Raw genomic sequence first — 22,717 nt, forward strand, 5'->3', positions numbered from 1 at the left:
GGCATAAACGCCCCCCGTCTGACCAAGGCTCGCACAACTGGCCAACAGGGCAAAACTGCCCGACGCCCCGCGCCGCACACTGGCCGCGTCCACGCAATAGCCACGCGGTCCCGTGACCACCACCGCACCTTCGTGAAACGCCACCGCCGCCATCGCCTGCGGCTTGCCCGCAGGCACGGCGAGACAGCCCGCAAGGGCCATCATCCCCAGCCCGAGCAAGGTCCGGACGCCCAGCGCCCGGACCCTACCCCGCTCAGAGGTCCATATAAACATGCCGCTCGAACGCCGCGCCAGGATGGGTGACAGCGCCCTTGTAGGTCTCGCCCACCAATTGCGCATATTTCCACAGCGCGCCGCTGGCATAAATGGTCTCGCGCGGACCGGCCCATGCGGCCTTGCGCTTGGCCAGTTCCTCGTCGCTCAGGTCGACCGACAGTTCCCCCTTGATCGCGTCAATCGTGATCATGTCGCCCGTGGCGATCAGGGCAATCGGCCCACCATGCGCCGCCTCGGGGCCAACATGACCCACACAGAACCCGCGCGTCGCCCCCGAGAAACGGCCATCGGTAATGAGCGCCACCTTCTTGCCCATGCCCTGACCGCTCAGCGCCGCCGTGGTCGACAGCATCTCGCGCATGCCGGGGCCGCCTGCCGGACCCTCGTTGCGGATGACGATCACCTCGCCCTCCTTGTAATTGCGCGCCTTGACCGCCTCGAACGCATCCTCTTCGCACTCAAACACCCGCGCCGGGCCGGTAAAGACCTGATGCTCGGGCGCGATACCCGCGACCTTCACAATCGCGCCAGTCGGGGCCAGATTGCCCTTGAGGCCAACAACGCCCCCCGTCTTGGTGATCGGCGTTTCAATCGGATAGATCACCTTGCCATCGGCCTCGCGCTCGATCAGGTCCAGTTCCTCGCCGATGCTGCGCCCGCTCGCGGTCATGCAATCCTCATGGATCAGCCCCGCCTTGCGCAATTCCTTCATCACCACCGGAATCCCGCCCGCGTCATAGAGGTCTTTGGCCACATAGGCCCCACCCGGCTTCAGATCGACGAAATAGGGCGTATCGCGGAAGATGTCACAGACATCCTCAAGAAAGAAATCAATCCCCGCCTCATGCGCAATCGCAGGCAGGTGCAGACCGGCATTGGTGCTGCCGCCGGTGCAGGCCACAACCCGCGCCGCATTCTGCAAGCTCTTGAGCGTCACCACATCGCGCGCCCGGATGTTGCGCTCCAAGAGATGCATCACCGCCCGCCCCGACGCCTCGGCATATTGATCGCGGCTCTCATAGGGCGCGGGCATCCCCGAGGAATTCATCAGCGCCAGACCGATCGCCTCGGACACGCAGGCCATGGTGTTGGCGGTAAACTGCCCACCACAGGCCCCCGCCGACGGACAGGCCACCCGCTCCAGCATATCCAGCGCCTTGTCGGACATCTCATGGTTCTGATGCCGCCCCACGGCTTCGAACATATCCTGCACGGTCAGGTCACGGCTGCGGAAATCCGCCGGAATTTCCTCGACCTGCGGCGCCTTGCCCGGCAGGATCGACCCGCCATAGATGAACACCGACGGCACATTCAAACGCACCATCGCCATCATCATCCCCGGCAGGGATTTGTCACAGCCCGCAAGACCCACCAGCGCGTCATAGCAATGCCCGCGCATCGTCAATTCGACCGTATCCGCAATCGCCTCCCGGCTCGCGAGGCTCGACCGCATCCCCTCATGCCCCATCGCAATCCCGTCCGTCACCGTGATCGTGGTGAACTCACGCGGGCTGCCATGTGCCTCTTTCACGCCGCCCTTGACGGCCTGCGCCTGACGGTTAAGCGAAATGTTGCAGGGGGCCGCCTCGTTCCAGCAGGTCGCCACGCCCACGAGGGGCTGATGGATCTCTGTCTCGGTCATGCCCATGGCATAGTAATAGGACCGATGCGGCGCGCGCTCCGGTCCTTCGGTCACATGGCGGCTGGGCAGTTTGGCTTTGTCGAACTTGGTCATGAGGGGCCTCCCGAAATTTGCTGAAATCGGTCTAGGCCAGAGGCGCGGCGGGGGCAAGCCGATTGCAACCCCTCCGCCCTGCCTATAGCTTGCGCGCATGAGATATGACGCCCATGAAATCCTCGTTGGCCCTGCCCGCGCCACGGCCCATCCCGTGCGCCTTGTGGCGGGCATCGCGCTTGGCGTGCCGGTCTTCGTGGCGCTGAGCTTTGGCTATGCCGCGCTGCTGCCGCGCCTCTTCGGACCCGAGGCTTGGGCGCAAATCTCGCCGGGAATCGAAACCGCCTCGAACCCGCAGGGCGTGCTCATCAACCTATTTGTGTTCGGCCTCCTGATCGTGGCCCTTGGCCTCACCCTGCGCGTCGTCCACCGCCGTGGCCTCTGGAGCATCATCGGCCCCCGCGCCCTTGCCTTGCGCCAATTCGCCCGCGCCATGGGGGTCATGCTGCTCCTCTACGGCGCGCTCCTCTTTCTGCCCATGCCCGAGGGGATGGACCCGGTTGCCAACCTCACCCCGGCGCATTGGCTGATGCTCTTGCCGCTCGCCCTCACCGGCCTCTTTCTTCAGGTCTTTGCCGAGGAATTGGTGTTTCGCGGCTATCTCCAGAGCCAGCTTGCCGCGCGCTTTGCATCGCCTCTTGTATGGATGGTTCTGCCCTCCCTCAGCTTTGCCGTGCTGCATTACGATCCCGTGAGCTTTGGTGCCAACGCCTGGATCGTGGTGGCCTGGGCCGCCACCTTTGGCCTCGCCGCCGCAGACCTCACCGCCCGCGCAGGCACGCTCGGTCCCGCCACCGCGCTGCATTTTATCAACAATTTCAGCGCCATCATGATCGCCGCCCCGCGCGGGCAATTCGACGGGCTGGCGCTCTACGCCTATCCCTTCACCGTGGACAATGCCGAGGCCCTCTGGGCGATGATGCCGCTCGATCTCTTGATCCTCATCTGCGGCTGGCTCGCCATCCGCCTCAGCTTGCGCCGCTGATTGCATTTCACCCGCGCCCCGCTTATGTCATGGCGCAACGCCACCAGAGAGACCGGACCCGATGAACTGGATCACCAACTACGTGCGCCCCCGGATCAACTCGATCTTCTCGCGCCGCGAAATCCCCGAGAACCTCTGGACCAAATGCGACGAGTGCGGCACCATGCTGTTCCACCGCGAACTCTCGGACAATCTCAACGTCTGCACCAATTGCGGGCACCACATGGGCATAACCCCGCGCGCCCGCTTTACAGCCCTCTTTGACGGCGGCATCTTCTCCGAGGTGGACGTCCCCGCCCCCACCCCCGATCCCCTGCATTTTCGCGACCAAAAGAAATACCCCGACCGCCTGCGCGCCGCCCAAAAGGCCACCGGCGAGAAAGAGGCGATGCTGGTCGCCACCGGCGAGATGGGCCGCACACCGATTGTCGCCGCAGCGCAGGATTTCAGCTTCATGGCAGGCTCCATGGGCATGTATGTGGGCAATGCCATCATCGCGGCGGCCCAAACAGCCGTAAAACTCAAGCGCCCCCTCATCCTCTTCTCCGCCGCAGGCGGCGCGCGCATGCAAGAGGGGATTCTCAGCCTCATGCAAATGCCCCGCACCACCGTCGCGGTGCAGATGCTCAAAGAGGCGAACTTGCCCTATATCGTCGTGCTGACCCATCCCACCACCGGCGGTGTGACGGCCTCTTATGCCATGCTGGGGGATGTCCAGATTGCCGAACCGGGCGCGCTCATCTGCTTTGCCGGGCCGCGCGTCATCGAACAGACCATCCGCGAAAAACTGCCCGAAGGGTTCCAGCGCGCCGAATACCTGCTGGATCACGGCATGCTCGACCGCGTGACGCCGCGCACCCAGATGCGCGACGAACTGATCACCATCACCCGCATGCTCATGGGCCTGCCCCCTGCGATCAAGGGCGACCTGCCCGCGCCAGCACCTGACGCCAAACCGCAGGACGCAGCGCAGAAATGACCGCCCCCACATCCGACGTCATCCTTGCCCGGATGATGGCGCTGCACCCCAAGATCATCGACCTCACGCTCGATCGCGTCTGGCGTTTGCTGGCGGCCTTGGGCAATCCGCAAAATGACCTGCCCCCGGTGATCCATATCGCGGGCACCAATGGCAAGGGCAGCACGCAGGCGATGATCCGCGCCGGGCTCGAGGCGGCGGGCAAGACCGTCCACGCCTATACCTCACCGCATCTCGCGCGCTTTCACGAACGCATCCGCCTTGCCGGGGCGCTCATCACCGAAGAGCACCTGACCGCCATTCTGGATGAGTGTTACGCCGCCAATGGCAGCGATCCGATCACCTATTTCGAGATCACCACCTGCGCCGCGCTTCTGGCCATGGCCCGCACGCCCGCCGACTACACCCTGCTCGAAGTGGGTCTTGGCGGGCGGCTCGATGCCACCAATGTGATCGACCAACCGGCGCTCACCATCATCACGCCCATTTCCATCGACCACGAACAATATCTCGGCGACACGCTGGCCAAGATTGCCACTGAAAAGGCCGGGATCATCAAGCGCCGCGTGCCCTGCGTCGTCGGCCCGCAACCGGACGAGGCTTTGGAGGTAATCGAAGCCATCGCCGCCCGCCACGGCGCGCCGCTCTTGGCCCAAGGTCAACACTGGCACGTCACCGAGGAACGTGGCCGCCTGATCTATCAGGATGAAACCGGCCTCTTGGATTTGCCCCTGCCCAACCTGCCCGGCGCGCATCAGATCGAAAACGCAGGTGCCGCCCTCACCGCCCTGCGCCACCTCCAAATGGGCGAGGCCGCCTGCGAGGCCGCCGTGACCCGCGCCTTCTGGCCCGCGCGCATGCAACGCTTGCAAACCGGCCCGCTCATTGAGGCAGCGCCCAAAGCCGAGGTTTGGCTCGATGGCGGCCACAACCCCGCGGCAGGCGAGGCGCTTGCCCGGCATCTGGCCACCCTGCCCGCGCGCCCGACCTATCTCGTCTGCGGCATGCTGAACACCAAGGACATCGCGGGCTATCTCACACCGCTGGCCGCCCATGCCGAGGCACTCACCGCCCTCTCGATCCCCGGCGAGGCGAACACCCTGCCCGCCGAGGTAACAGCCCAAGCCGCCCGCGCGGCGGGTCTATCCGCCACCACCGCCGAGAGCGCACTCGCCGCTGTCACCGCCATCGCCCAAACCTGCCCCGAGGCTCGGATCTTGATCTGCGGTTCGCTCTATCTCGCCGGGGGGATCCTGCGCGAGAACGGCTAGGCGATCTGGCGGATTGGCGCGCGCGCCAAACACACGCGAAAAGCTTACAAAATCCATGTAAGGACCTTACAGATTGTAAGGTCGCGCCATGCTCAGCGATGAGTGTGGGAAATCAGCACGTTTCGCCGCATTTTGAGGGCTTTCCGAGGCTTTCCGAATCACTCCATATTGACGAATTCGTGAAAACAAGACTAAATATAGCCAACGAAATTCGGCTCAGGTGCCCGCCGGTTTCGATCATCGCCAATTGGGACCAACCGGGGGAAGAGCCGTGCCAGACCACGACACAGGCCAAGCCGTGCGCGTCGCTTGTCACGCGTCGAACCCGATATTATTTTTCCAAAGCATTGATTGTTATGAGGTTCTACAATGTTGCGTGCAACACTGATCGCGGCGGGTTTCGTCGCCATCACCTTGGCGTTGATCCTCATCCAACCCGGAAAACCACGCCCTGTGGCAGACCTGCCGCCCCTCAGTGACAGCGACGTCACCCGCACGGCACCCGACCTTTCGGCGCTCAATCCAACCGCGCCCGCGTCCGACCCATTGGTAAACAGCGCGGCCTTGGCCGCACAACCCGCCCTGCCCGCACCCGCCCTCCCCACAGCGCCCCAAATACCGGCGGCCATGCCGGTTGGTCCCGCGCTTGAATCCATGGTGCTTGGCGCGTTGCAGCAGGGCCAGTCCGAGGGCTATATCGACGCGCTCGTGAATGACGCCGCGAAAAAGGGCAAGGTCGAGGTGCCCCAGGGCCTTGTGACCGCCGAAGGCCGGGTTGATACCGCGCTTCTCCTCAGCGCCTTGTCGCAGCCCGCGCGCCCCCGCGTGCCGAACTCCTATACCGTCGCTACCGGCGACAGCCTCGCCTCTATCGCCTATCGCTTTTACGGCGATTTCGCGCGGCAGGCTGATATTCTCGCCGCCAATGCAGACACGATGCAGCCCACCGACCGCCTGCGCGTAGGTCAGGTGCTCAACCTTCCAACCCCCTGACTTTACGGGGTTTTCCAGTTACGATGGCAGGAATGATCGAGGGGCCGAACCAACGGCCCCCTTTCATTTTATGGGGCCATTCTCAACCGCGCCCATCCTTGGGCGACCCCATCACCACATAAGATGTGATCGCATTGACCTGCGGCAGCGTGCCCAGAACATCGGTGTGAAACCGTTTGTAGGCCACCAGATCCGCCACTTCGACCCGCAGGATATATTCCACCGCGCCGGTGATGTTGTGACATTCCACCACCTCGGGCGCCCGGCTCATCGCCTGCTCGAACGCCACCTGACTTGCCTTGGTATGGCTGTTCAACCCGACCGTGACATAGGCCAGAAACCCGATCCCAAGCGCGCCGCGATCCAGCACCGCGCGGTAGCCCGCAATGACGCCCCGCCGCTCCAGATCCTGCACCCGCCGCAGACAGGCCGACGGCGACAGCCCCACCTTCTCCGCCAGCTCCAGATTGCTGATCCGGCCATCGCGGGTTAACTCTTGCAATATTCGCTCGCCAATCTTGTCCATGAGTCAATTATATTGCACTGAAATGCAACTTTCACAATAGAACGCAATTTCATCGCAAAGTTGTTCGCATAAGATTGCAGCATGACACTCGATTTGCTCACCGCCCTCGTCACTTTTGCCTTCGTCACGGTCATGACTCCGGGGCCAAACAACCTCATGCTCATGGCTTCGGGGACAAATTTCGGTTTTTCCCGCTCGATTCCCCATATGTTGGGGATCGGATTGGGTTTTCCGCTAATGGTGGCCTGCGTAGGCCTTGGCGTGATGCAGGTCTTCGATCTATGGCCCCTCAGCTACACCCTGCTCAAGATCGGCTCTGTCGCCTATCTCGTTTATCTTGCGTGGAAAATCGCCAACGCCGCCCCGCCCCGCGACGCAGAAGCGTCTGGTAAGCCATTGACTTTCCTACAGTCTGCGGCGTTTCAATGGGTCAATCCCAAGGCGTGGAGCATGGCGCTTTCGGCCATCACCCTCTACGCCACAGGCCGCGATCTGGCTTCGGTGCTCTGGGTCGCAGGCGTATATGTTGTGGTTTCCTCCATCAGCACCACAAGCTGGACCCTGCTCGGCCAACAACTCCGCCGCCTCCTCAAGAACCAAACCCGCCTCCGCATCTTCAACTGGCTCATGGCCGCCCTTCTGATTGCAACCCTGATCCCGGTCCTCTTGCCCGCCTGACCCGGTTGTGATTGCAAATCATCGCTCTTGCAGCCATATAACGCCACGGCAACCGTGGAGACCTGAGCGCAATGACCAACTACCTCGACTTTGAAAAGCCGCTGGCCGAGATTGAAGGCAAGGCCGAGGAACTGCGTGCGATTGCCCGCGGCAACGCCGAAATGAACGTCGAAGCCGAGGCCGCCGCCCTCGATGCCAAGGCTGCCGATATGCTGCGCGATCTCTACAAGACCTTGACTCCATGGAGAAAATGTCAGGTGGCGCGTCACCCCGACCGCCCGCATTGCCGCGATTATATCGAGGTGCTGTTTTCCGATTACACCCCCCTCGCCGGCGACCGCGCCTTTGGCGAGGATCACGCCGTGATGGGCGGGCTCGCCCGGCTCAAGGACCGTCCGGTGATGGTCATCGGCCACGAAAAAGGCAACGACACCAAGAGCCGCATCGCACGGAATTTCGGCATGGCCCGCCCCGAGGGCTATCGCAAGGCCGTGCGCCTGATGCAGATGGCCGACCGCTTTGGCCTGCCGGTGATCACGCTGGTGGACACCCCCGGTGCCTACCCCGGAAAAGGTGCCGAAGAACGCGGTCAGAGCGAGGCGATTGCCCGCGCGACCGAAACCTGTCTCGCTATCGGCGTGCCGCTGGTCTCGGTCATCATCGGCGAAGGTGGCTCCGGCGGGGCCGTGGCCTTTGCCTCTGCCAACCGTGTCGCGATGCTGGAACATTCTGTTTATTCAGTGATTTCTCCCGAAGGCTGCGCCTCGATCCTGTGGAAGGATTCCGAAAAGATGCGCGAAGCCGCCGAGGCGCTGCGCCTGACAGCGCAGGATCTGACCCGACTTGGTGTCGCGGACCGCGTGATCGACGAACCCATGGGCGGGGCGCATCGCGATCCGGCCAGCACCATCGCCGCCGTGGGCAAGACGATCGAGGCGATGCTCAGCGAGTTGGCCAAAAAGGATCGCGCCGCCCTTATCAAGGACCGGCGCGAGAAATTCCTGCGTATGGGAACCAAAGGGCTCGCGGCCTGAACCGCGAGCGCTGATTTCTCACGTCAAGCGGCGTCCCGGCGATTGGCCTTGAGGCGTGCATTGACCGTATCGACAATGCCGGAGAATTCGGTCGACTCGATGCCCTGCTGGTCGGCGATGAGTTTCACCAGCATATCGACCCGCTCGATCCGATCCGCCCCGCCTTCAATCGCGCGCGCAGCCGAAGACGGCTTGAGCAAGCCATTGGCGGCACTGGCATATTTGGCAAAGGGCACGGCATCGTCGGCCTCTGCACCCAGACGGCGCACGACCTCATCGACGGTGCTGTAAATCTTTTCCGACAGCGCCACATCGCCATGCACCGCCTCTTTGATCGGGCGCGCACCCTCGGGCAGGACACAACGGTAATTGCCCGTGAGCAGCATGCTCCATTTGGCAAAGGGCACATAGATCGAGTCAAAGACGCGCAGCTTGACCGGCACGTCCTTGCCCTCGACCGTCACCGCGTCAATCGCGGCCTCGAGATCGCGCAGAACGCGGTTGTGCGCCTCATCCTCGAAAATCGCCGCCTTGAAATTGGTGGGCAGGCCGACATGCAGCGTATTCGCCCCATCCTCGGCCACGCGATAGGCCTGCGGATCGGGACTGCAGAGCGTGACTGTGCCAGGCTTGAACGCTGCCCAAGCCCGCGGGCAGGTGTAAGCCGCCTCGAGTTTCGAAGTATCAAGGCCCGGCACCCGGCGCAGATAGGGCAGCGGCGGCATGTTCATGATCGACAGGCACGGCGTGCCCGCCGCCGCGATGCGGCCCAAGAGATCGACGATATTGTCGGCGCAATACTGCGGCTCGGACATGGCGAGCGCCACCATATCGTAATCGGCGGGGTTCACATCCTCGGGCGCAAGAGCGTTGAGCGTGCCCGGCAAATCATGCGAGCGGAAGGAACGATGCTCTGCCTCATCGCGCAGCTTGATGCGCACATCCGTGCCCTCGGCATTGATGAGATCAGCCGTGGACTGACGGCAGACAAGCGTCACATCCTGCCCGGCCATCAAAAGCTTGGTGCCAAGAAGGGAACCATAAGAGGCCCCGAGGATTACGATGCGATATGCCATGACAGTCCTTTCGATAGAATCTTGCGCGTGTATCGGTATTTTCAACTATATAGGAGCCCACCGATTTCACTACGAAATTAATGTCAATGTGTGTATGGTAAACATTACAACGCAAAAATCTGTAATGTTGTAAGGTTTCCTATGGCCAAGACCCTCATTGGCCCTCGGCTGCGCCAGTTGCGGCGCGAGCGGGGGCAAACCCAGGCCGACATGGCCCGCAAGCTGGACGTCAGCCCGTCCTATATCAACCTGCTGGAAAACAACCAGCGTAGCCTGTCGGTTCAGATGCTGATGTCCATCGCAGATGCCTATGCGGTCGATTGGCGTGATCTGACGCGGGACGAGACCGCGCGCCGGGTGGCCGACCTGCGCCATGCCGTGCGCGATCCGGTGTTTGCGGCGGACCGCCCGGATCTGCAGGAATTGCGCGGCGCGGTCGATCATGCCCCCCGGCTGGTCGATCTTTTTCTCGAATTGCACGGAGCCTATCGCACTGCGCTGGAAAAGATCCTGAGCCTCGCCGGAGAGAACGCCGCCGACGAACTCTTGCGCAGCTCGCCCGAGACGGTGATCCACAATTTCTTTCGAGACCATGAAAACCATTTCCCGGAGCTGGAGCGCGCCGCCGAAAGCGCGCGCGAGGGAGAGTTTACATCGCCCGAGGACCGCTATTTCGACCTGCGCGAACGGTTACGGACGCGGCATGGCATCAGCGTACGCATCCGCCGGATCGGAGAGATGGGCGATGCCCTGCGCTACTATGACGAAGCCACAGGGGTCGTGCATCTGTCGCAGGCTCTCGACACGTCCAATCGCGCCTTTCAACTGGCCCATGTGCTGTGTCTTGTCGCCTATCCAAACGTGCTGTCGGGCATCGTGGATCGCAGCGGGCTTGGCTCGCAGCATGCTCTGGCGCGGCTCAGGGTGGAACTGGCCAATTACTTTGCCGCGGCCTTTCTCATGCCCTATGACGCCTTCTTGCGCGAGGCAGAGTTGGCCGCCTATGACATTGACCGCGTTGCCGCGGTGTTCAGCACCTCGTTCGAACAGGTCTGTCAGCGCCTGACCACCTTGCAACGCGAGGGCGCGCGCGGTGTGCCGTTCTTTTTCTTGCGGATCGACAAGGCAGGGAATGTCACCAAACGCTTCAATTCCACCTCGTTTCACCTTGCGGAATATGGCGGCTCTTGCCCGGTGTGGAACATTCACACGGCGTTTTACCAGCCTGGCGTGATGATGCCGCAGTTCGTCGAAATGCCAGATGGTGCGCGCTATTTCACCGTCAGCCGCACCGTGCATCGCCCGGTTTTCAGCGAGGAAACGCAGGACCGCCGCCTGACGCTCGCCTTGGGTTGCGAGGCGAAATATGCGCACCGCCTGCGCTATGCCTCGAGCTACAATTTCGACGATCCCAAGCTTTATGCGCCCATTGGCCTCAACTGCAACCTATGCCCGCGTCAGGCCTGTTCGCAGCGGGCGCATCAGCCCTTGTTGATGGAATTGCCAATTGACGAGAACCGGCGCGGCAGTACCCGGTACGAAAGCTGAAAGGGGGGCCGATTGGCCCCCCTTTCCATTTTGCTCGATAGGCCTTTATTCCGCAGGCTTGGCCCGGCGCGGGCGCAAGTATTTGAACGCAGGCATCAAGATAAGGATGATCGCCACGATCATGATCGGCGCCGAAATCGGGCGGTTGAAGAAGATCGACGGATCGCCCGAGGACAAAAGCAGCGATTGGCGCAGCGTCGGTTCGGCAATCGGACCCAGCACGATGGCCAGAACCGCAGGTGCCACGGGATAGTCGAACTTGCGCAGGAAGAACGCGCCAAAGCCGAAGATCAGCAGCAACCAGATGTCGAACATATCCTGCATCGCCGCATAGCCACCGACCACCGAGAGCACAAAGATCAGCGGTGCCAGCACCGTGAAGGGCATACGCAGCATCCAGATAAAGAGCGGGATGAAGGCAAGGTTCACGATCAGGGCAAACAGGTTGGACACGTAGAACGACCCGATCAGACCCCAGACGAAATCCGACTGTTCCACAAAGAGGCGCGGACCGGGAGTCAGTCCCCAGATCACCATACCACCGAGCAGAATGGCGGTGGTGGGCGAGCCGGGAATACCCAAGGTCAGCATCGGCAACATGGACCCGGTCGAGGCCGAGTTGTTCGCCGATTCTGGGGCCGCCACGCCACCGACATGGCCCTTGCCGAATTCGTCCGGGCGTTTCGAGAGCATCTTGGTCACGCCATAGGACATCAGCGAGGCCGGAGTAGCACCCGCCGCCGGCAGCACGCCGACAAAGAAGCCAAGGAATGAGCCGATGGACATGCCCTTCCAACCCCGTTTGAAGGTCGTGCCGGTGTCCTCGATAATGCCCTTTGCCGTAATCTTTGCTTCGGTATTGGTCACTTCGCCTCGGGTCGATTCAATCGTCCAGATCATCTCGCCGATGCCATAGACACCGATGGCCAGAACGAGAAAGCTGATGCCCCCGAGAAAGCCGTTCATGTCGAGCAGGATCAAGCGCGGTGCACCGGAAATCTGGTCGAACCCGACCGTGGCCAGCACGAGACCAAAGCAGATCGAAAACACTGTCTTGGGGATGTCGTCACCGCCCAAGCCCACGAATGTGGCAAAGGCCAGCAGCATCAGCGCGAAGATTTCCGGCGGGCCAAAGCTGAGGGCTACAGTCGCCAGAAGCGGGGCAAAGCCGGTGAAGAGCACAACCGACACCGTGCCGCCGACGAACGAGGCAATCGCCGCCGCCACAAGGGCAAGACGTGCCTTGCCCTGAAGAGCCAGAGGTCGCCCGTCAAAGGTGGTGGCGACCGCCGTCGAAGCCCCGGGAATACCCAAGGTAATCGACGAAATCGCCCCCCCATACATGGCACCATAGTAAATGGCCGCCAAGAAGATGATCGCTGATCCCGGCGGGACAAGAAAGGTGATCGGCAAGAGAATTGCCACACCATTCACCGAGCCCAGACCCGGCATTGCGCCGATAAAGAGCCCGAGAGTCACGCCAACAAAGATGAGCAATAGGTTAAGAGGTTGTACTGCGACAAGTATGCCGTCGCCAAGTAGAGATAGAATTTCCATGGGTTGGGTCGCCCTTTGTCAGCTAGGCCGTGACCGGCTCAGTAGATGATTTCGTAGAGGACATTGAACACCGGCTCGGTGAATCCCATGCCTGTTGGCATCGAGATTTGCATCAGCCCTTCGAAGAAGAAGAACAGCCCGAGCGGGAATACCACGACCATCATGCCGGTGAGGAACCAGCCATGGCGGCCAAGAACCTTGAGGTAGTAGATCATGAAGATCGCAACCGCGCCGTACATCGACACGATGTCGATCAGCGCAACAAAGCCAATGATACCGCCCCCTACGAGCAGGATTGTCTTGAGCCCGTAAGAGTCGACCACCGGTTCATCCGACTGGGATTGCGGAGACGTGCCCCGCACCCAGTTCAGAGCGATAAATCCGGTAGAGATCAGCATGCCCAGCGAGAGCCAGAATGGCCAGAAGCCGCCCTGCGGTCCGGTCCCGGCCACAAAGCCGATCCCGTTCGCCGATGCCTTGTACATCAGATAGATGGAGAGGAGGGCCAGCACGCCCGCCGTCACTATTTCGCCAACCCGCATGGCCAGCCCTCCTTGTTATCGGTTTCGGTTCAGATCACTTCATGCCAGACAGCAGCTTGGTGTGGTTCTCGACCTGCAACTGCCAGTAGGCACGCTGTTCTTCAGGATTCATCCACAGCGGCGAGAGGGACTCAGCCTCCAGATAGCCCTGCCATTCTTCAGAGTTGAAGATGTCCTCGAAGAGCTTCTGGTAATAGGCTGCGGCCTCATCCGACATGCCCGGCGCGCCGACAACGGCCCGCTGGTTGTAGTAGCTGAAATCGTGGCCCTTTTCCTTGAGCGTCGGAATGCCCGGATAGGCGCTCATCTGCTCGTCCGAGAAGACCAGAAGCGGACGCACATCGCCGGACTGGAAGAAGCCACGCGCCTCAGCGGGGTTGTTCACAGTGGCCATGATCTGCTTGCCAGCCAGAGCCGCGGCAACCGCACCACCGCCGTCGAAGGGGATGTACTTCGACTTGAGGTCAAACGCGTTGTTCACATAGGCAAACACGATGCTGTCTTCCTGCCCCGTGCCGGTGCCGCCGGTGGTATATTCACCATCCGCCGCCTTGACCGCGTCAACCCACTGCTCGAAGGTCTCGATGCCGCTGTCCTTGTGCACCCAGAGAGCGAAGGGGTCGACACCCATCATCGCAATCGGGGTAAAGGTCTGAATGTCGATATTCAGATCGGGCTGACGGATCGGCGTCGAGAAGAACGAGTTGAGCGTCACCAGAATGGTGTGATCGGGATCGTTCGTGGAATTGAGCCAGATCAGCGCCTCTGCACCGGACCCACCGCCCTTGTTGTTGGGGATGAGAGGACGGCTTGTCATGTCCTTCTTCTCGGCCACCGATTGAATAAAGCGGGCGATCTGGTCTGCGCCGCCACCCGGACCCGCCATGATGACAAAGTCGATGGGCTTGCGCGGCTGCCATTCGGCCATTGCCGCAGGGGCCGAGAGCCCGAGCGCGGCGATGCCAATTGCTAACGTCTTCAGAATATTCATGTCTTCCTCCCGTTGATGGCCCTTGAATATGGCCAGATGCGTTAGAGGTTCTGACAGGCCCTTGACCCTCCTCGGTCATTTTTCTGTGGGCTTATCCGAACCGAATTTCAGTTTGCGGTCGTCCTCCCTTTTCTGTCCACAAGTTTTCCGTCCCTCGTGCTCGCAGCCTCAATGCACCATGACGACGGGAATTTTAGCCTCCGCGACAATCGTCGCGGAATTGCCGCCCAAGAGCGACTCCCGTTCATAACTCTCGTGATAGGCGCCCATGATCAGCATGTTTGCCCCCACTTCCGTGCATTTCTCCAAGAGCGTCCGGCCAATGTTCCCGGTGCGCTCAAAAGCGTTAATCTGCGATGTGATCCCGCGCTGCGCGAGGTAATGGCGGAATTCCTCGGGCGTGGCGGTGTGTTCGATTCGCCCTGCGGTCAGAATCGTCACCTGATCCGCACCCTCGATCAGCGGCATGGCCATTGCCACCGCGCGCGACGCCTCGAGCGAGCCATTCCAGCCAATCGCGACATGGCTCCCGATGTCGGGGGCCACCTGCTCGGTATCCGGGCACACCAGAACCGGGCGGCCCGAAGTAAACAGCGCCGATTTCAACGTGTTGTACCCAAGGTTCTCTTCCTGGCTGGGCTTGGCCACGCAGATAAGATCCGCCAGACGCCCGTAATGACGCACGACCTCGACCTGCTTGCCCTCGTACTCGCGAAACGCCGCCGTGGGTTTGCCGATGGCGCGCGGCTCGACACTGATGCCGTGCCGCTTGGCATCTTCGAGAAACTTGTCGCGCATGTAGCCTTGCTCGTAATCCGCCCGCTTTTGGCTGGCCTCTTCCAACTGCTTGCGCAGGAACGCAGGGATCACAACGCCGTAGGGCATCATGTCTTCGGCCTTGGGGTGACAATGGACCACCCGCACATGGGCGTCATAGCGCTTGGCGAGGGCTGCGGCATGGGCGAACAGGATCGGCCCCCGCCCGTCTTCGCGAACCGGCATCATGATGGTGTGAAGTGTGCTCTTGCCCATGATCAATAGAACTCTTTGGGAACGCCTGCGGCGTTGATGGATGGGAACCGCGCCTGAGGCAGATCGCCCGGAACCGGCGCGGTCAGGGGGACGCTGCGGCTCAGCATGACAGACCTACGCCTCTCGGGCTATCAGCGATCTGCCTCTGCCCTACTGTGGTGGCGTGGGATAAGTCCAAGTCAGCCATGATGCGCTCCCATTGCTTGGTTTCGAAATCAGCTTCCCAGTGTGGCCCCCGGCGCAAGCCCGACCGATGCGGCCCATTCAGCGGCGGGCATCTTGGCCCCCCCGGCCGGACGCACCCGCTTGATCAGGATACGCCCGCCCACGCATTGCACCGCGACGCCTGCATCGGACACTTCACGCACGCGCCCCGATATGCCATCCCCCGGCACAAGCGCGCAGTCATAGACATCGACCTCGGCCCCGTTCAGCGTGGTCCAGGCCCCCGGCGCGGGGTTGGTCCCGCGGATGAGGTCGTAGACCTGCTTCACCGGGCGGTGCCATTCGATGCGCGCGTGGGTGCGGGTGCAGCGGCGCTCGTAGGTGGCCTCGTCCTCGTTGGGCACGATGCGCGGCGGATTGCCCTTGCGGAAGAGATCACAGACCGTCAGCACGCTATCCACCGCATGCGGATAGATCTTCTTGAAATAGAGGTCGATCACCGTGTCGTCGGGGCCAATCTCGCATTCCCACTGCAGCAGGCTGTCGCCCTCGTCCAACCCATCTGACGGGTAGAACCACGAATAGCCCGATTTTGTGGACCCCATGATGATCGGCCAATTGACCGCAGAGGGACCACGATGCAGCGGCAACAGGGACGGGTGAAAGCAGATCGAGCCATGGGTCGGCGTGTCGCGCGCCGCCTCGGGCACGAAGACATTGACGAAGGCCATCACCATCAGATCAGCCTTATGCCCCGCCAACACCTCGAGCGAGGCGGGATCATCGAAATTGGCAGGCTGGTGGACCGGCAGGCCCTTTTCCAGCGCGAGTTCCTTGATCGGGTCGACAGGTTTGCCATCCCGATCAGGTTCGCAATAGACCGCGACAACTTCGTCTGTCCCGGTGTCGAGCAACTTGGCCAGCACATCTTTGCCAAAGGCCTGTTGCCCCATCACTATTAGTCGCATTCTCTCCTCCCGTTGTGCGGGTGGCCGGTCTGCGCCGGCCTTGCCGTCACCCATTCATTATTCGGCAGCTTGTTTGGCACTCCCGACCGCACCGGACTCCATGATGCGGGCCAGGTCCTCTCCGCCATAGCCCAGCACGTCGCGCAGGATCTCTTCGGTATGTTCCCCAAGAAGCGGCGAACGCGTGACCTCGACCGGGCTGTCGCTCAGCTTGATCGGACAACCAACACTGGTGTAGCGGCCCCGTGTCGGGTGATCGACCTCGACGATGGTGCCGGTCTTGCGCAGGCCCTCATCCTCCATGATTTCCTTGGTGGACAGGATCGGACCCACGGGAATGTCATGCGGGTTGCAGATGTCCATGACCTCGAACTTGGTCTTGGTCATGGTCCACTCTTCGATCCGCGCAAAGATTGCATCGAGCTTGTCCAGCCGCTCGGCCGGGGTGGCATAGCCGGGGGCGGTTTTCCAATCCGGCTCTCCGATCACGTCGCAGACCTTTTCCCAGACCGCGGCCTGTGTGATGAAATAGGTGTAGGCGTTGGGGTCGGTTTCCCAGCCCTTGCACTTGAGAATGCGGCCCGGCTGACCGCCACCCGAATCGTTGCCCGCGCGTGGCGTGGCATCGCCAAATGGAATCCCCGCGCCATATTGCGAGTATTCGGTCAGCGGTCCCACCTGCAAACGCTGCTGATCGCGCAGCTTGACGCGGCAGAGGTTGATCACCCCGTCCTGCATCGGTGCCAGCACCTTTTGCCCACGGCCCGAACGCTCGCGCTGATAGAGCGCGGTCACGATGCCCAATGCCAGATGCAGACCCGTGCCGCTGTCGCCAATCTGCGCGCCCGTCACGAGCGGCGGACCGTCAAGAAAGCCAGTGGTCGAGGCCGCGCCACCCGCGCATTGCGCGACGTTCTCATAGACCTTGCAATCTTCGTATTTGCCGGGGCCGAACCCCTTGACCGAGGCCATGATGATCCGCGGATTGATTTCCTGAATCCGCTCCCAGCTAAAGCCCATACGGTCAAGAGCACCCGGCGCGAAGTTCTCAACCAGCACGTCGCAAGTCTCGACAAGGCGCGTCAGCACTTCCTTGCCTGCTTCGTTCTTGGGGTTGAGCTCGATCGAGCGCTTGTTGTGGTTGAGCATGGTGAAATAGAGGCTGTCCGCGCCGGGCACGTCCACCAGTTGCTTGCGCGTTGCGTCACCGACACCGGGACGCTCCACCTTGATCACATCCGCGCCAAACCACGCCAAGAGTTGCGTACAGGTCGGGCCGGATTGCACATGGGTGAAGTCGAGGATCTTGACGCCTTCAAGAGCTTTCATAGGGTTCTCCATCTTCTGAGCTGCGTGGGCTGGTTGCCCACGCCCCAGTTTCGTTCTGTGTTCAGTCTTTGCGCGCCTGCGGGTAGAGGCGTTGCGCCACCACCGATTGCGGATTGAGGTTGCCGATATTTCCGCTTTCCTTGCCCGCTGCCGGGTCAATGATCGCGTTGATCAACGTCGGTTTGCCGCTCTCGAGCGCTTCATAAACCGCCTTGCGCAGTTCATCCGGCGAGCGGGCGATGACGCCCACGCCGCCAAAGGCCTCGATCATCATGTCATAGCGCGAGCCTTTGACAAAAACCGTGGTGGCGGGATCGTCACCGCCGCCCCAGTTCTCACCATCGCCGCGATAGATGCCGTCGTTGTTGAACACCACGGTGCAAATCGGCAGGTTGTAGCGGCAGACCGTCTCGATCTCCATGCCGCAGAACCCGAATGCGCTGTCACCCTCGACCGCCAGCACCCGCTTGCCGGTCTCGATGGCCGCTGCGATGGCCGAGCCCATGCCGATCCCCATCACACCCCAGGTGCCGACGTCGATCCGGTGACGCGGCTTGTGGATGTTGACGATCGAGCGGCACATATCGAGCGTGTTGGCCCCCTCGTTCACGAGGATCGTATCGGGATGATCGTTGATCGCATCCTTGATGACACCGAGCGCGCCGTGATAATCCATCGGATCGTTGTTGTTGCGCAGCCGTGCATCCATCTTTTCCATATTGGCCGTGGCCTTGGAGTTGACCGCATCCAGCCACTCTTTCGGCGGGGCGATCCCGGCCCCGTCCATGGCCTTGAGCAGCGCCTCACAGCACGATCCGACGTCGCCCACGATGGGTGCCGCGATCTCGACGTTCGAATCCATCTCCTCGGCCTCGATATCCATCTGGACAAAGCGTTTGGCCCCCGGCTCGCCCCATTGCTTGCCCTTGCCATGGCTCAAGAGCCAGTTGATCCGCGCGCCCATCATGATGACCACGTCCGAGTCCTTGAGCACCATCGACCGCGCGGCGGCGGCACATTGCGGATGCGTGTCGGGCAAGAGCCCTTTGGCCATCGACATCGGCAGGAACGGATAGCCGGATTTCTCGACCAGTTCACGGATCAGGTCATCGCATTGGTCATAGGCCGCGCCCTTGCCCAGCACGATCAGCGGACGTTTTGCTGTTTTCATCACCTCAATGGCGCGATCAATTGCCGATTGCGCCGGAATTTGCCGCTGAGCGGGCTCGATCACCTTGACCAGCGACCGCGCGCCCTCAGCCGCATCCATCACCTGCCCCAGCATTGCGCCCGGAATATCAAGGTAGACACCACCGGGCCGCCCCGAAATCGCCGAACGGATGGCACGGGCCACAGCAATGCCAATATCCTGCGCATAGGTCAGACGGTAGGCAGCCTTGCAGAACGGCCGCGCCATGGCCAATTGGTCCATTTCCTCGTAGTCGCCCTGCGCCAAGTCGACGATTTCCCGCTCGGAAGAGCCGGAGATCAGGATCATCGGCCAGCAATTCGTAGTCGCATTGGCCAAGGCGGTTAGACCATTCATGAAACCGGGGGCCGAGACGGTCATGCAGACGCCCGGCATCTTGGTCAGAAAGCCCGCGACCGACGCCGCATAGCCTGCGTGCTGTTCGTGGCGAAAGGAAATCACCCGCATCCCCTGCGCCTGCGCATAGCGGCCCAGATCGGTGATGGGGATACCGGGGACGTTATAGATTGTCGTGATCCCGTTGAGCTTCAGGGCATCAATCAGCAGGTGAAAGCCGTCGGTGAGATTGTCGATATCCCCCTCAGGTGCCGTGCTGTGTGCTGCGTGTGCGCTGGCGACTGCCATGGTTTCCCTCCCGTTTCAAATCTGTCTCACCCCGCCTATGCTGCCGGGTCTGAGGATGATGTTCAGCCCGTGTTCGCCGCAGCGTTTCGGGTCAATTCCAGCCTGCCCCAGGTTTTGCGGATATGCTGATGCAGTTGCATCGTGTGGTCCCGCACCCGTTCGGCAGCCTCATCTGCATCGCGGCGCTCCAACGCCTCGATGATTTCAGCGTGATCGACAACCGACCGCTTGACGCGGTCCCCCTCCCACATCGACCGCAGACGGACGGCCTGAATATGCAAGAACAGCCCCTCCGCCATGGTCTTGAGCAGGCCACAATGCGAAATCTCTAGGATATGCATGTGGAACTTGAGGTTGTCGTCGGAATACTCGGCGATCCGTGTCGCCGACAACTCGTCGTTATACTTCGAAGCAATCTTGCGCAGGGTCGCGATCTCGCTATCGCTCGCGTTATCGACCGCAAGCCGCGCCGCCATACTCTCGAGCGCAGCCCAAGCCACGATCATCTCGAGAATCTCTTCGAGGCTCTTGCGCTGCACATAGACCCCTTTGCGCGGCACCACCGTCACCAGCCCATCCGCTTCGAGGCGCGCAATCGCATCGCGAAGCGGCGTGCGCGAAATGTTCAGTTGCTCAGCAAGCGACCGCTCGTCCAGCCGCAGATCGGCATTCTGGTCATAAATGTCCATCTCGAGGATTGCCTCGCGCAAACGGTCGTAGACATGATCCTTGAGCGTGAATTTCGACGCGATCGGGCGTAGCTTCATGTCATCCCTCCAATGCGCCCGCGCCCTGCGGCGGCCATGCTCATTTCTGTGGTATACCATAGACCAGCATATCAGGCCGGGCAAATCGTTTTTTCAAAATTCGTCGCCGCAGGTGCAGCATGACCCCCATCAGGACCCCACAAAAGCCTTGTTAATCAAGCACAATTCAGACGCGCAGGATGAGCGAGGGCGGAGCGCAGCCCGTGTTGGTCAAATAGCCACTATCCCATTGTTTAAAATGTATTTTTAAAGACCATTCAGTCATTCTTGCACAACTCTCCATCGCGCCGAATCGCCGCGCGAATGTCGCAATGCAGCATTCCTTCATGCTCGGATGCCCTAACTCTGCGCGTCCGGCCTATCGCCTTGAAACGTGCGGATCATGGCTGAAAATTGCCGGGTTGCTGGGTAAAATCAACTGTGGTATTTGGAATACCACAAGAATGAACACCACTTTTGTGGATGACATCAGGGGGACAGACATGCTCATCCGTGCCGCCGATAGCGCGCTCGTGATCATCGACATGCAAGAGCGGCTCGTCCCCGCCATGCAGGCCCCCGCCCGCACGATTCGCAATGCCCGCACCCTGATGGCCTGCGCGCAGGAAATGGGGGTGCCGGTGATGATGACCGAGCAATACCCGACGGGTTTGGGTAAAACCGTGCCCGACCTGAAACCAGGGCCGGACACGGTCGTGCTTAGCAAGATGCACTTCTCCTGCATGGAAGATGCCGATTTCGCGGCGCATTTCCGCGCCTTGGGGCGCAAGCAGGCCGTGCTTGCAGGGATGGAGGCGCATGTCTGCGTGCTCCAAACCGCCGCCAGCCTGATCGAAGAAGGCTACGAGGTCTTTGTCGTGTCCGACGCCACAGCCTCGCGCACGCTCGAGAGCGAACAGGCCTGCATTGCCCGCCTCAGCGCGGCAGGTGCAGGTATCGCCACCACAGAAATGGTTGTGTTCGAGTGGTTGGGCCGGGCCGGAACCCCGGCCTTCAAGAAACTGTTGCCACTGATCAAATGACGGCCCCGGTCGTTGCACTCAAGGGAGGAAGAGCGTGAACATCCATGAATATCAGGCAAAGGCCCTGCTGCGCAGTTACGGCGCGCCGGTCAGCGAAGGCCGCGTCGTTTTGCGCGGCGAAGAAGCCAAGACCGCCGCAGGCGCGCTCGATGGCCCCGTTTGGGTGGTCAAGGCCCAGATCCACGCCGGAGGACGTGGCAAGGGCAAGTTCAAGGAGGCGGGTGCCGGAGAAAAAGGCGGCGTGCGCATTGCCAAATCGGTGAATGAGGCGGCAGAAGAGGCCAAGCGTATGCTCGGCCGCACGCTCGTCACGCATCAGACCGGCCCCGAAGGCAAGCAGGTCAACCGCATCTATATCGAAAACGGCTCCAGCATTGCGCGCGAGCTTTATCTCGCCCTGCTGATTGACCGACAAACCAGCCGTATCAGCTTTGTCTGCTCGACCGAAGGCGGCATGGACATTGAAGAGGTCGCCGCCGAAACGCCCGAGAAGATCCTCAGCTTCGCCGTCGATCCCGCCACCGGTTACATGCCCTATCACGGGCGGCGCATTGCCTTTGCGCTTGGCTTGACCGGCGGACAAGTGAAGCAATGCGTGTCGCTGATGGGCCTTCTCTACCGTGCCTTCGTAGAAAAAGACATGGAGATGCTCGAGATCAACCCGCTGATCGTGACCACCGATGGCAACCTCATGGTGCTCGATGCCAAGCTCGGCTTTGACGGCAACGCCATATACCGCCATGCCGATATCGCAGAGCTGCGCGATACCTCGGAAGAAGACCCCAAGGAGCTTGAGGCGTCGAAATACGACCTCAACTATATCGCTCTGGATGGCGAGATTGGCTGCATGGTCAATGGCGCTGGCCTCGCGATGGCGACGATGGACATCATCAAGCTTTATGGTGCCGAGCCTGCCAATTTCCTTGATGTGGGCGGCGGGGCGACGCGCGAGAAAGTGACGGAGGCGTTCAAGATCATCACCTCTGATCCGCAGGTCAAAGGCATCCTCGTCAATATCTTTGGCGGCATCATGCGCTGCGATGTGATCGCCGAGGGCGTGGTGGCGGCGGTCAAGGAGGTCGGCCTCAAGGTGCCGCTCGTCGTTCGTCTCGAAGGCACCAATGTCGAGAAGGGCAAGGAGATCATCAACACCTCCGGCCTCGACGTCATCGCCGCCGACGACCTCAAGGACGGCGCGCAGAAGATTGTGAAAGCCGTCAAGGGCTGATCCCGTAGGGTGGGTACCAACCCACCTTCCCCGCGAATTCATTACAGGAGAACGCCAAAATGGCAGTCCTCGTCGACAAACATACCAAGGTGATCTGTCAGGGCCTCACCGGCTCGCAGGGCACATTTCACTCCGAACAGGCCATCGCTTATGGCACCCAGATGGTCGGCGGCGTCACCCC

At 61.4% G+C, this 22,717-nt stretch carries 20 protein-coding genes and 2 pseudogenes; 10 read left to right on the plus strand and 12 right to left on the minus strand.

Going from position 1 to position 22,717, the window contains the following annotated elements:
- Together KBT70_RS10495 and ilvD are read right to left on the minus strand one after the other, a co-directional pair.
- Window positions 1–219 (minus strand): annotated as a pseudogene (locus KBT70_RS10495) (hypothetical protein); the annotation flags it as partial.
- Window positions 220–253: 34 nt separating this feature from the next.
- The gene (ilvD, locus tag KBT70_RS10500) at window positions 254–2,011 is read right to left on the minus strand and encodes a dihydroxy-acid dehydratase (RefSeq protein ID WP_296632516.1); all 1,758 of its coding nucleotides are present in this window, start codon (window positions 2,009–2,011) and stop codon (window positions 254–256) included.
- Window positions 2,012–2,108: 97 nt separating this feature from the next.
- Between ilvD and KBT70_RS10505 the strand changes: the two genes are divergently transcribed.
- From KBT70_RS10505 to KBT70_RS10520, 4 genes are all read left to right on the plus strand, one after another.
- On the plus strand, window positions 2,109–2,996 hold the full coding sequence (locus KBT70_RS10505; protein WP_296632519.1) for a CPBP family intramembrane glutamic endopeptidase: 888 nt from the start codon (window positions 2,109–2,111) through the stop codon (window positions 2,994–2,996).
- Window positions 2,997–3,057: 61 nt separating this feature from the next.
- Complete coding sequence (accD, locus tag KBT70_RS10510) at window positions 3,058–3,975, plus strand: acetyl-CoA carboxylase, carboxyltransferase subunit beta (RefSeq protein WP_296632522.1); 918 nt, start codon at window positions 3,058–3,060, stop codon at window positions 3,973–3,975.
- The gene (locus KBT70_RS10515; protein ID WP_296632524.1) at window positions 3,972–5,246 is read left to right on the plus strand and encodes a folylpolyglutamate synthase/dihydrofolate synthase family protein; all 1,275 of its coding nucleotides are present in this window, start codon (window positions 3,972–3,974) and stop codon (window positions 5,244–5,246) included. Before accD ends, KBT70_RS10515 begins: the two co-directional genes overlap by 4 nt.
- 369 nt (window positions 5,247–5,615) lie before the next feature.
- Window positions 5,616–6,239: a LysM domain-containing protein gene (locus KBT70_RS10520; RefSeq protein ID WP_296632527.1), complete on the plus strand. Its 624-nt coding sequence runs from the start codon at window positions 5,616–5,618 to the stop codon at window positions 6,237–6,239.
- Window positions 6,240–6,321: 82 nt separating this feature from the next.
- On the opposite strand, the gene KBT70_RS10525 is transcribed toward KBT70_RS10520, so the two are convergent.
- Window positions 6,322–6,765 carry an Lrp/AsnC family transcriptional regulator gene (locus tag KBT70_RS10525; RefSeq protein WP_296632530.1) on the minus strand — a complete coding sequence of 148 codons (444 nt, stop codon included), beginning with the start codon at window positions 6,763–6,765 and terminating at the stop codon, window positions 6,322–6,324.
- 81 nt (window positions 6,766–6,846) lie between these two features.
- On the opposite strand from KBT70_RS10525, the gene KBT70_RS10530 reads away from it, so the two are divergent.
- Both KBT70_RS10530 and KBT70_RS10535 read left to right on the plus strand, forming a co-directional pair.
- Window positions 6,847–7,443, plus strand: coding sequence for a LysE family translocator (locus KBT70_RS10530; RefSeq protein WP_296632532.1), 597 nt, complete (start codon window positions 6,847–6,849; stop codon window positions 7,441–7,443).
- Between the two features lie 71 nt (window positions 7,444–7,514).
- Window positions 7,515–8,477, plus strand: a complete 963-nt coding sequence (locus KBT70_RS10535; protein WP_296632535.1) for an acetyl-CoA carboxylase carboxyltransferase subunit alpha — start codon at window positions 7,515–7,517, stop codon at window positions 8,475–8,477.
- A 23-nt stretch (window positions 8,478–8,500) separates the two neighbouring features.
- Here the strand turns inward: KBT70_RS10535 and KBT70_RS10540 are convergent, their stop codons facing one another.
- Complete coding sequence (locus tag KBT70_RS10540; RefSeq protein ID WP_296632540.1) at window positions 8,501–9,553, minus strand: hypothetical protein; 1,053 nt, start codon at window positions 9,551–9,553, stop codon at window positions 8,501–8,503.
- 141 nt (window positions 9,554–9,694) lie between these two features.
- Between KBT70_RS10540 and KBT70_RS10545 the strand changes: the two genes are divergently transcribed.
- A complete protein-coding gene (locus tag KBT70_RS10545) occupies window positions 9,695–11,101 on the plus strand; it encodes an XRE family transcriptional regulator (RefSeq protein WP_296632542.1) in 1,407 nt (468 codons plus the stop codon).
- Window positions 11,102–11,146: 45 nt separating this feature from the next.
- Here KBT70_RS10545 and KBT70_RS10550 read toward each other — a convergent pair whose 3' ends face one another.
- From KBT70_RS10550 to KBT70_RS10585, 8 genes are all read right to left on the minus strand, one after another.
- Window positions 11,147–12,658 (minus strand): tripartite tricarboxylate transporter permease, encoded by a 1,512-nt coding sequence (locus KBT70_RS10550; RefSeq protein ID WP_296632547.1) that lies wholly within the window; start codon window positions 12,656–12,658, stop codon window positions 11,147–11,149.
- Between the two features lie 38 nt (window positions 12,659–12,696).
- The gene (locus tag KBT70_RS10555) at window positions 12,697–13,200 is read right to left on the minus strand and encodes a tripartite tricarboxylate transporter TctB family protein (protein WP_296632551.1); all 504 of its coding nucleotides are present in this window, start codon (window positions 13,198–13,200) and stop codon (window positions 12,697–12,699) included.
- Between the two features lie 34 nt (window positions 13,201–13,234).
- A complete protein-coding gene (locus KBT70_RS10560; RefSeq protein ID WP_296632556.1) occupies window positions 13,235–14,191 on the minus strand; it encodes a tripartite tricarboxylate transporter substrate-binding protein in 957 nt (318 codons plus the stop codon).
- Between the two features lie 168 nt (window positions 14,192–14,359).
- Complete coding sequence (locus KBT70_RS10565) at window positions 14,360–15,223, minus strand: universal stress protein (RefSeq protein ID WP_296632561.1); 864 nt, start codon at window positions 15,221–15,223, stop codon at window positions 14,360–14,362.
- Window positions 15,224–15,438: 215 nt separating this feature from the next.
- On the minus strand, window positions 15,439–16,356 hold the full coding sequence (locus KBT70_RS10570) for a methionyl-tRNA formyltransferase (RefSeq protein ID WP_296632566.1): 918 nt from the start codon (window positions 16,354–16,356) through the stop codon (window positions 15,439–15,441).
- Between the two features lie 57 nt (window positions 16,357–16,413).
- A complete protein-coding gene (frc, locus tag KBT70_RS10575; RefSeq protein WP_296632573.1) occupies window positions 16,414–17,685 on the minus strand; it encodes a formyl-CoA transferase in 1,272 nt (423 codons plus the stop codon).
- A gap of 61 nt (window positions 17,686–17,746) precedes the next feature.
- Window positions 17,747–19,519: an oxalyl-CoA decarboxylase gene (gene oxc, locus KBT70_RS10580; protein ID WP_296632577.1), complete on the minus strand. Its 1,773-nt coding sequence runs from the start codon at window positions 19,517–19,519 to the stop codon at window positions 17,747–17,749.
- A gap of 62 nt (window positions 19,520–19,581) precedes the next feature.
- Window positions 19,582–20,286 carry a GntR family transcriptional regulator gene (locus tag KBT70_RS10585; RefSeq protein WP_296632582.1) on the minus strand — a complete coding sequence of 235 codons (705 nt, stop codon included), beginning with the start codon at window positions 20,284–20,286 and terminating at the stop codon, window positions 19,582–19,584.
- Between the two features lie 482 nt (window positions 20,287–20,768).
- Here KBT70_RS10585 and KBT70_RS10590 point away from each other — a divergent pair, with 482 nt between their 5' ends.
- From KBT70_RS10590 to KBT70_RS10600, 3 genes and pseudogenes are all read left to right on the plus strand, one after another.
- Complete coding sequence (locus KBT70_RS10590; RefSeq protein ID WP_296632586.1) at window positions 20,769–21,308, plus strand: hydrolase; 540 nt, start codon at window positions 20,769–20,771, stop codon at window positions 21,306–21,308.
- 34 nt (window positions 21,309–21,342) lie between these two features.
- Entirely contained in the window at window positions 21,343–22,536 is a 1,194-nt protein-coding gene (sucC, locus tag KBT70_RS10595; protein ID WP_296632590.1) for an ADP-forming succinate--CoA ligase subunit beta, read from the plus strand.
- 59 nt (window positions 22,537–22,595) lie between these two features.
- A pseudogene (locus tag KBT70_RS10600) lies at window positions 22,596–22,717 on the plus strand (hypothetical protein); the annotation flags it as partial.

Source organism: Roseovarius sp. (genome assembly GCF_018066915.1).
In the GTDB taxonomy this organism is placed as follows: domain Bacteria; phylum Pseudomonadota; class Alphaproteobacteria; order Rhodobacterales; family Rhodobacteraceae; genus Roseovarius.

Coding starts and splice junctions, on each gene's coding strand:
- KBT70_RS10570 (WP_296632566.1), bottom strand. CDS start 16,356: ATGCGACTAATAGTGATGGGGCAACAGGCCTTTGGCAAAGATGTGCTG.
- KBT70_RS10555 (WP_296632551.1), bottom strand. CDS start 13,200: ATGCGGGTTGGCGAAATAGTGACGGCGGGCGTGCTGGCCCTCCTCTCC.
- KBT70_RS10525 (WP_296632530.1), bottom strand. CDS start 6,765: ATGGACAAGATTGGCGAGCGAATATTGCAAGAGTTAACCCGCGATGGC.
- oxc (WP_296632577.1), bottom strand. CDS start 19,519: ATGGCAGTCGCCAGCGCACACGCAGCACACAGCACGGCACCTGAGGGG.
- KBT70_RS10540 (WP_296632540.1), bottom strand. CDS start 9,553: ATGGCATATCGCATCGTAATCCTCGGGGCCTCTTATGGTTCCCTTCTT.
- KBT70_RS10560 (WP_296632556.1), bottom strand. CDS start 14,191: ATGAATATTCTGAAGACGTTAGCAATTGGCATCGCCGCGCTCGGGCTC.
- KBT70_RS10520 (WP_296632527.1), top strand. CDS start 5,616: ATGTTGCGTGCAACACTGATCGCGGCGGGTTTCGTCGCCATCACCTTG.
- KBT70_RS10505 (WP_296632519.1), top strand. CDS start 2,109: ATGAGATATGACGCCCATGAAATCCTCGTTGGCCCTGCCCGCGCCACG.
- accD (WP_296632522.1), top strand. CDS start 3,058: ATGAACTGGATCACCAACTACGTGCGCCCCCGGATCAACTCGATCTTC.
- KBT70_RS10585 (WP_296632582.1), bottom strand. CDS start 20,286: ATGAAGCTACGCCCGATCGCGTCGAAATTCACGCTCAAGGATCATGTC.
- KBT70_RS10545 (WP_296632542.1), top strand. CDS start 9,695: ATGGCCAAGACCCTCATTGGCCCTCGGCTGCGCCAGTTGCGGCGCGAG.
- frc (WP_296632573.1), bottom strand. CDS start 17,685: ATGAAAGCTCTTGAAGGCGTCAAGATCCTCGACTTCACCCATGTGCAA.
- ilvD (WP_296632516.1), bottom strand. CDS start 2,011: ATGACCAAGTTCGACAAAGCCAAACTGCCCAGCCGCCATGTGACCGAA.
- KBT70_RS10515 (WP_296632524.1), top strand. CDS start 3,972: ATGACCGCCCCCACATCCGACGTCATCCTTGCCCGGATGATGGCGCTG.
- KBT70_RS10565 (WP_296632561.1), bottom strand. CDS start 15,223: ATGGGCAAGAGCACACTTCACACCATCATGATGCCGGTTCGCGAAGAC.
- KBT70_RS10530 (WP_296632532.1), top strand. CDS start 6,847: ATGACACTCGATTTGCTCACCGCCCTCGTCACTTTTGCCTTCGTCACG.
- KBT70_RS10590 (WP_296632586.1), top strand. CDS start 20,769: ATGCTCATCCGTGCCGCCGATAGCGCGCTCGTGATCATCGACATGCAA.
- KBT70_RS10535 (WP_296632535.1), top strand. CDS start 7,515: ATGACCAACTACCTCGACTTTGAAAAGCCGCTGGCCGAGATTGAAGGC.
- KBT70_RS10550 (WP_296632547.1), bottom strand. CDS start 12,658: ATGGAAATTCTATCTCTACTTGGCGACGGCATACTTGTCGCAGTACAA.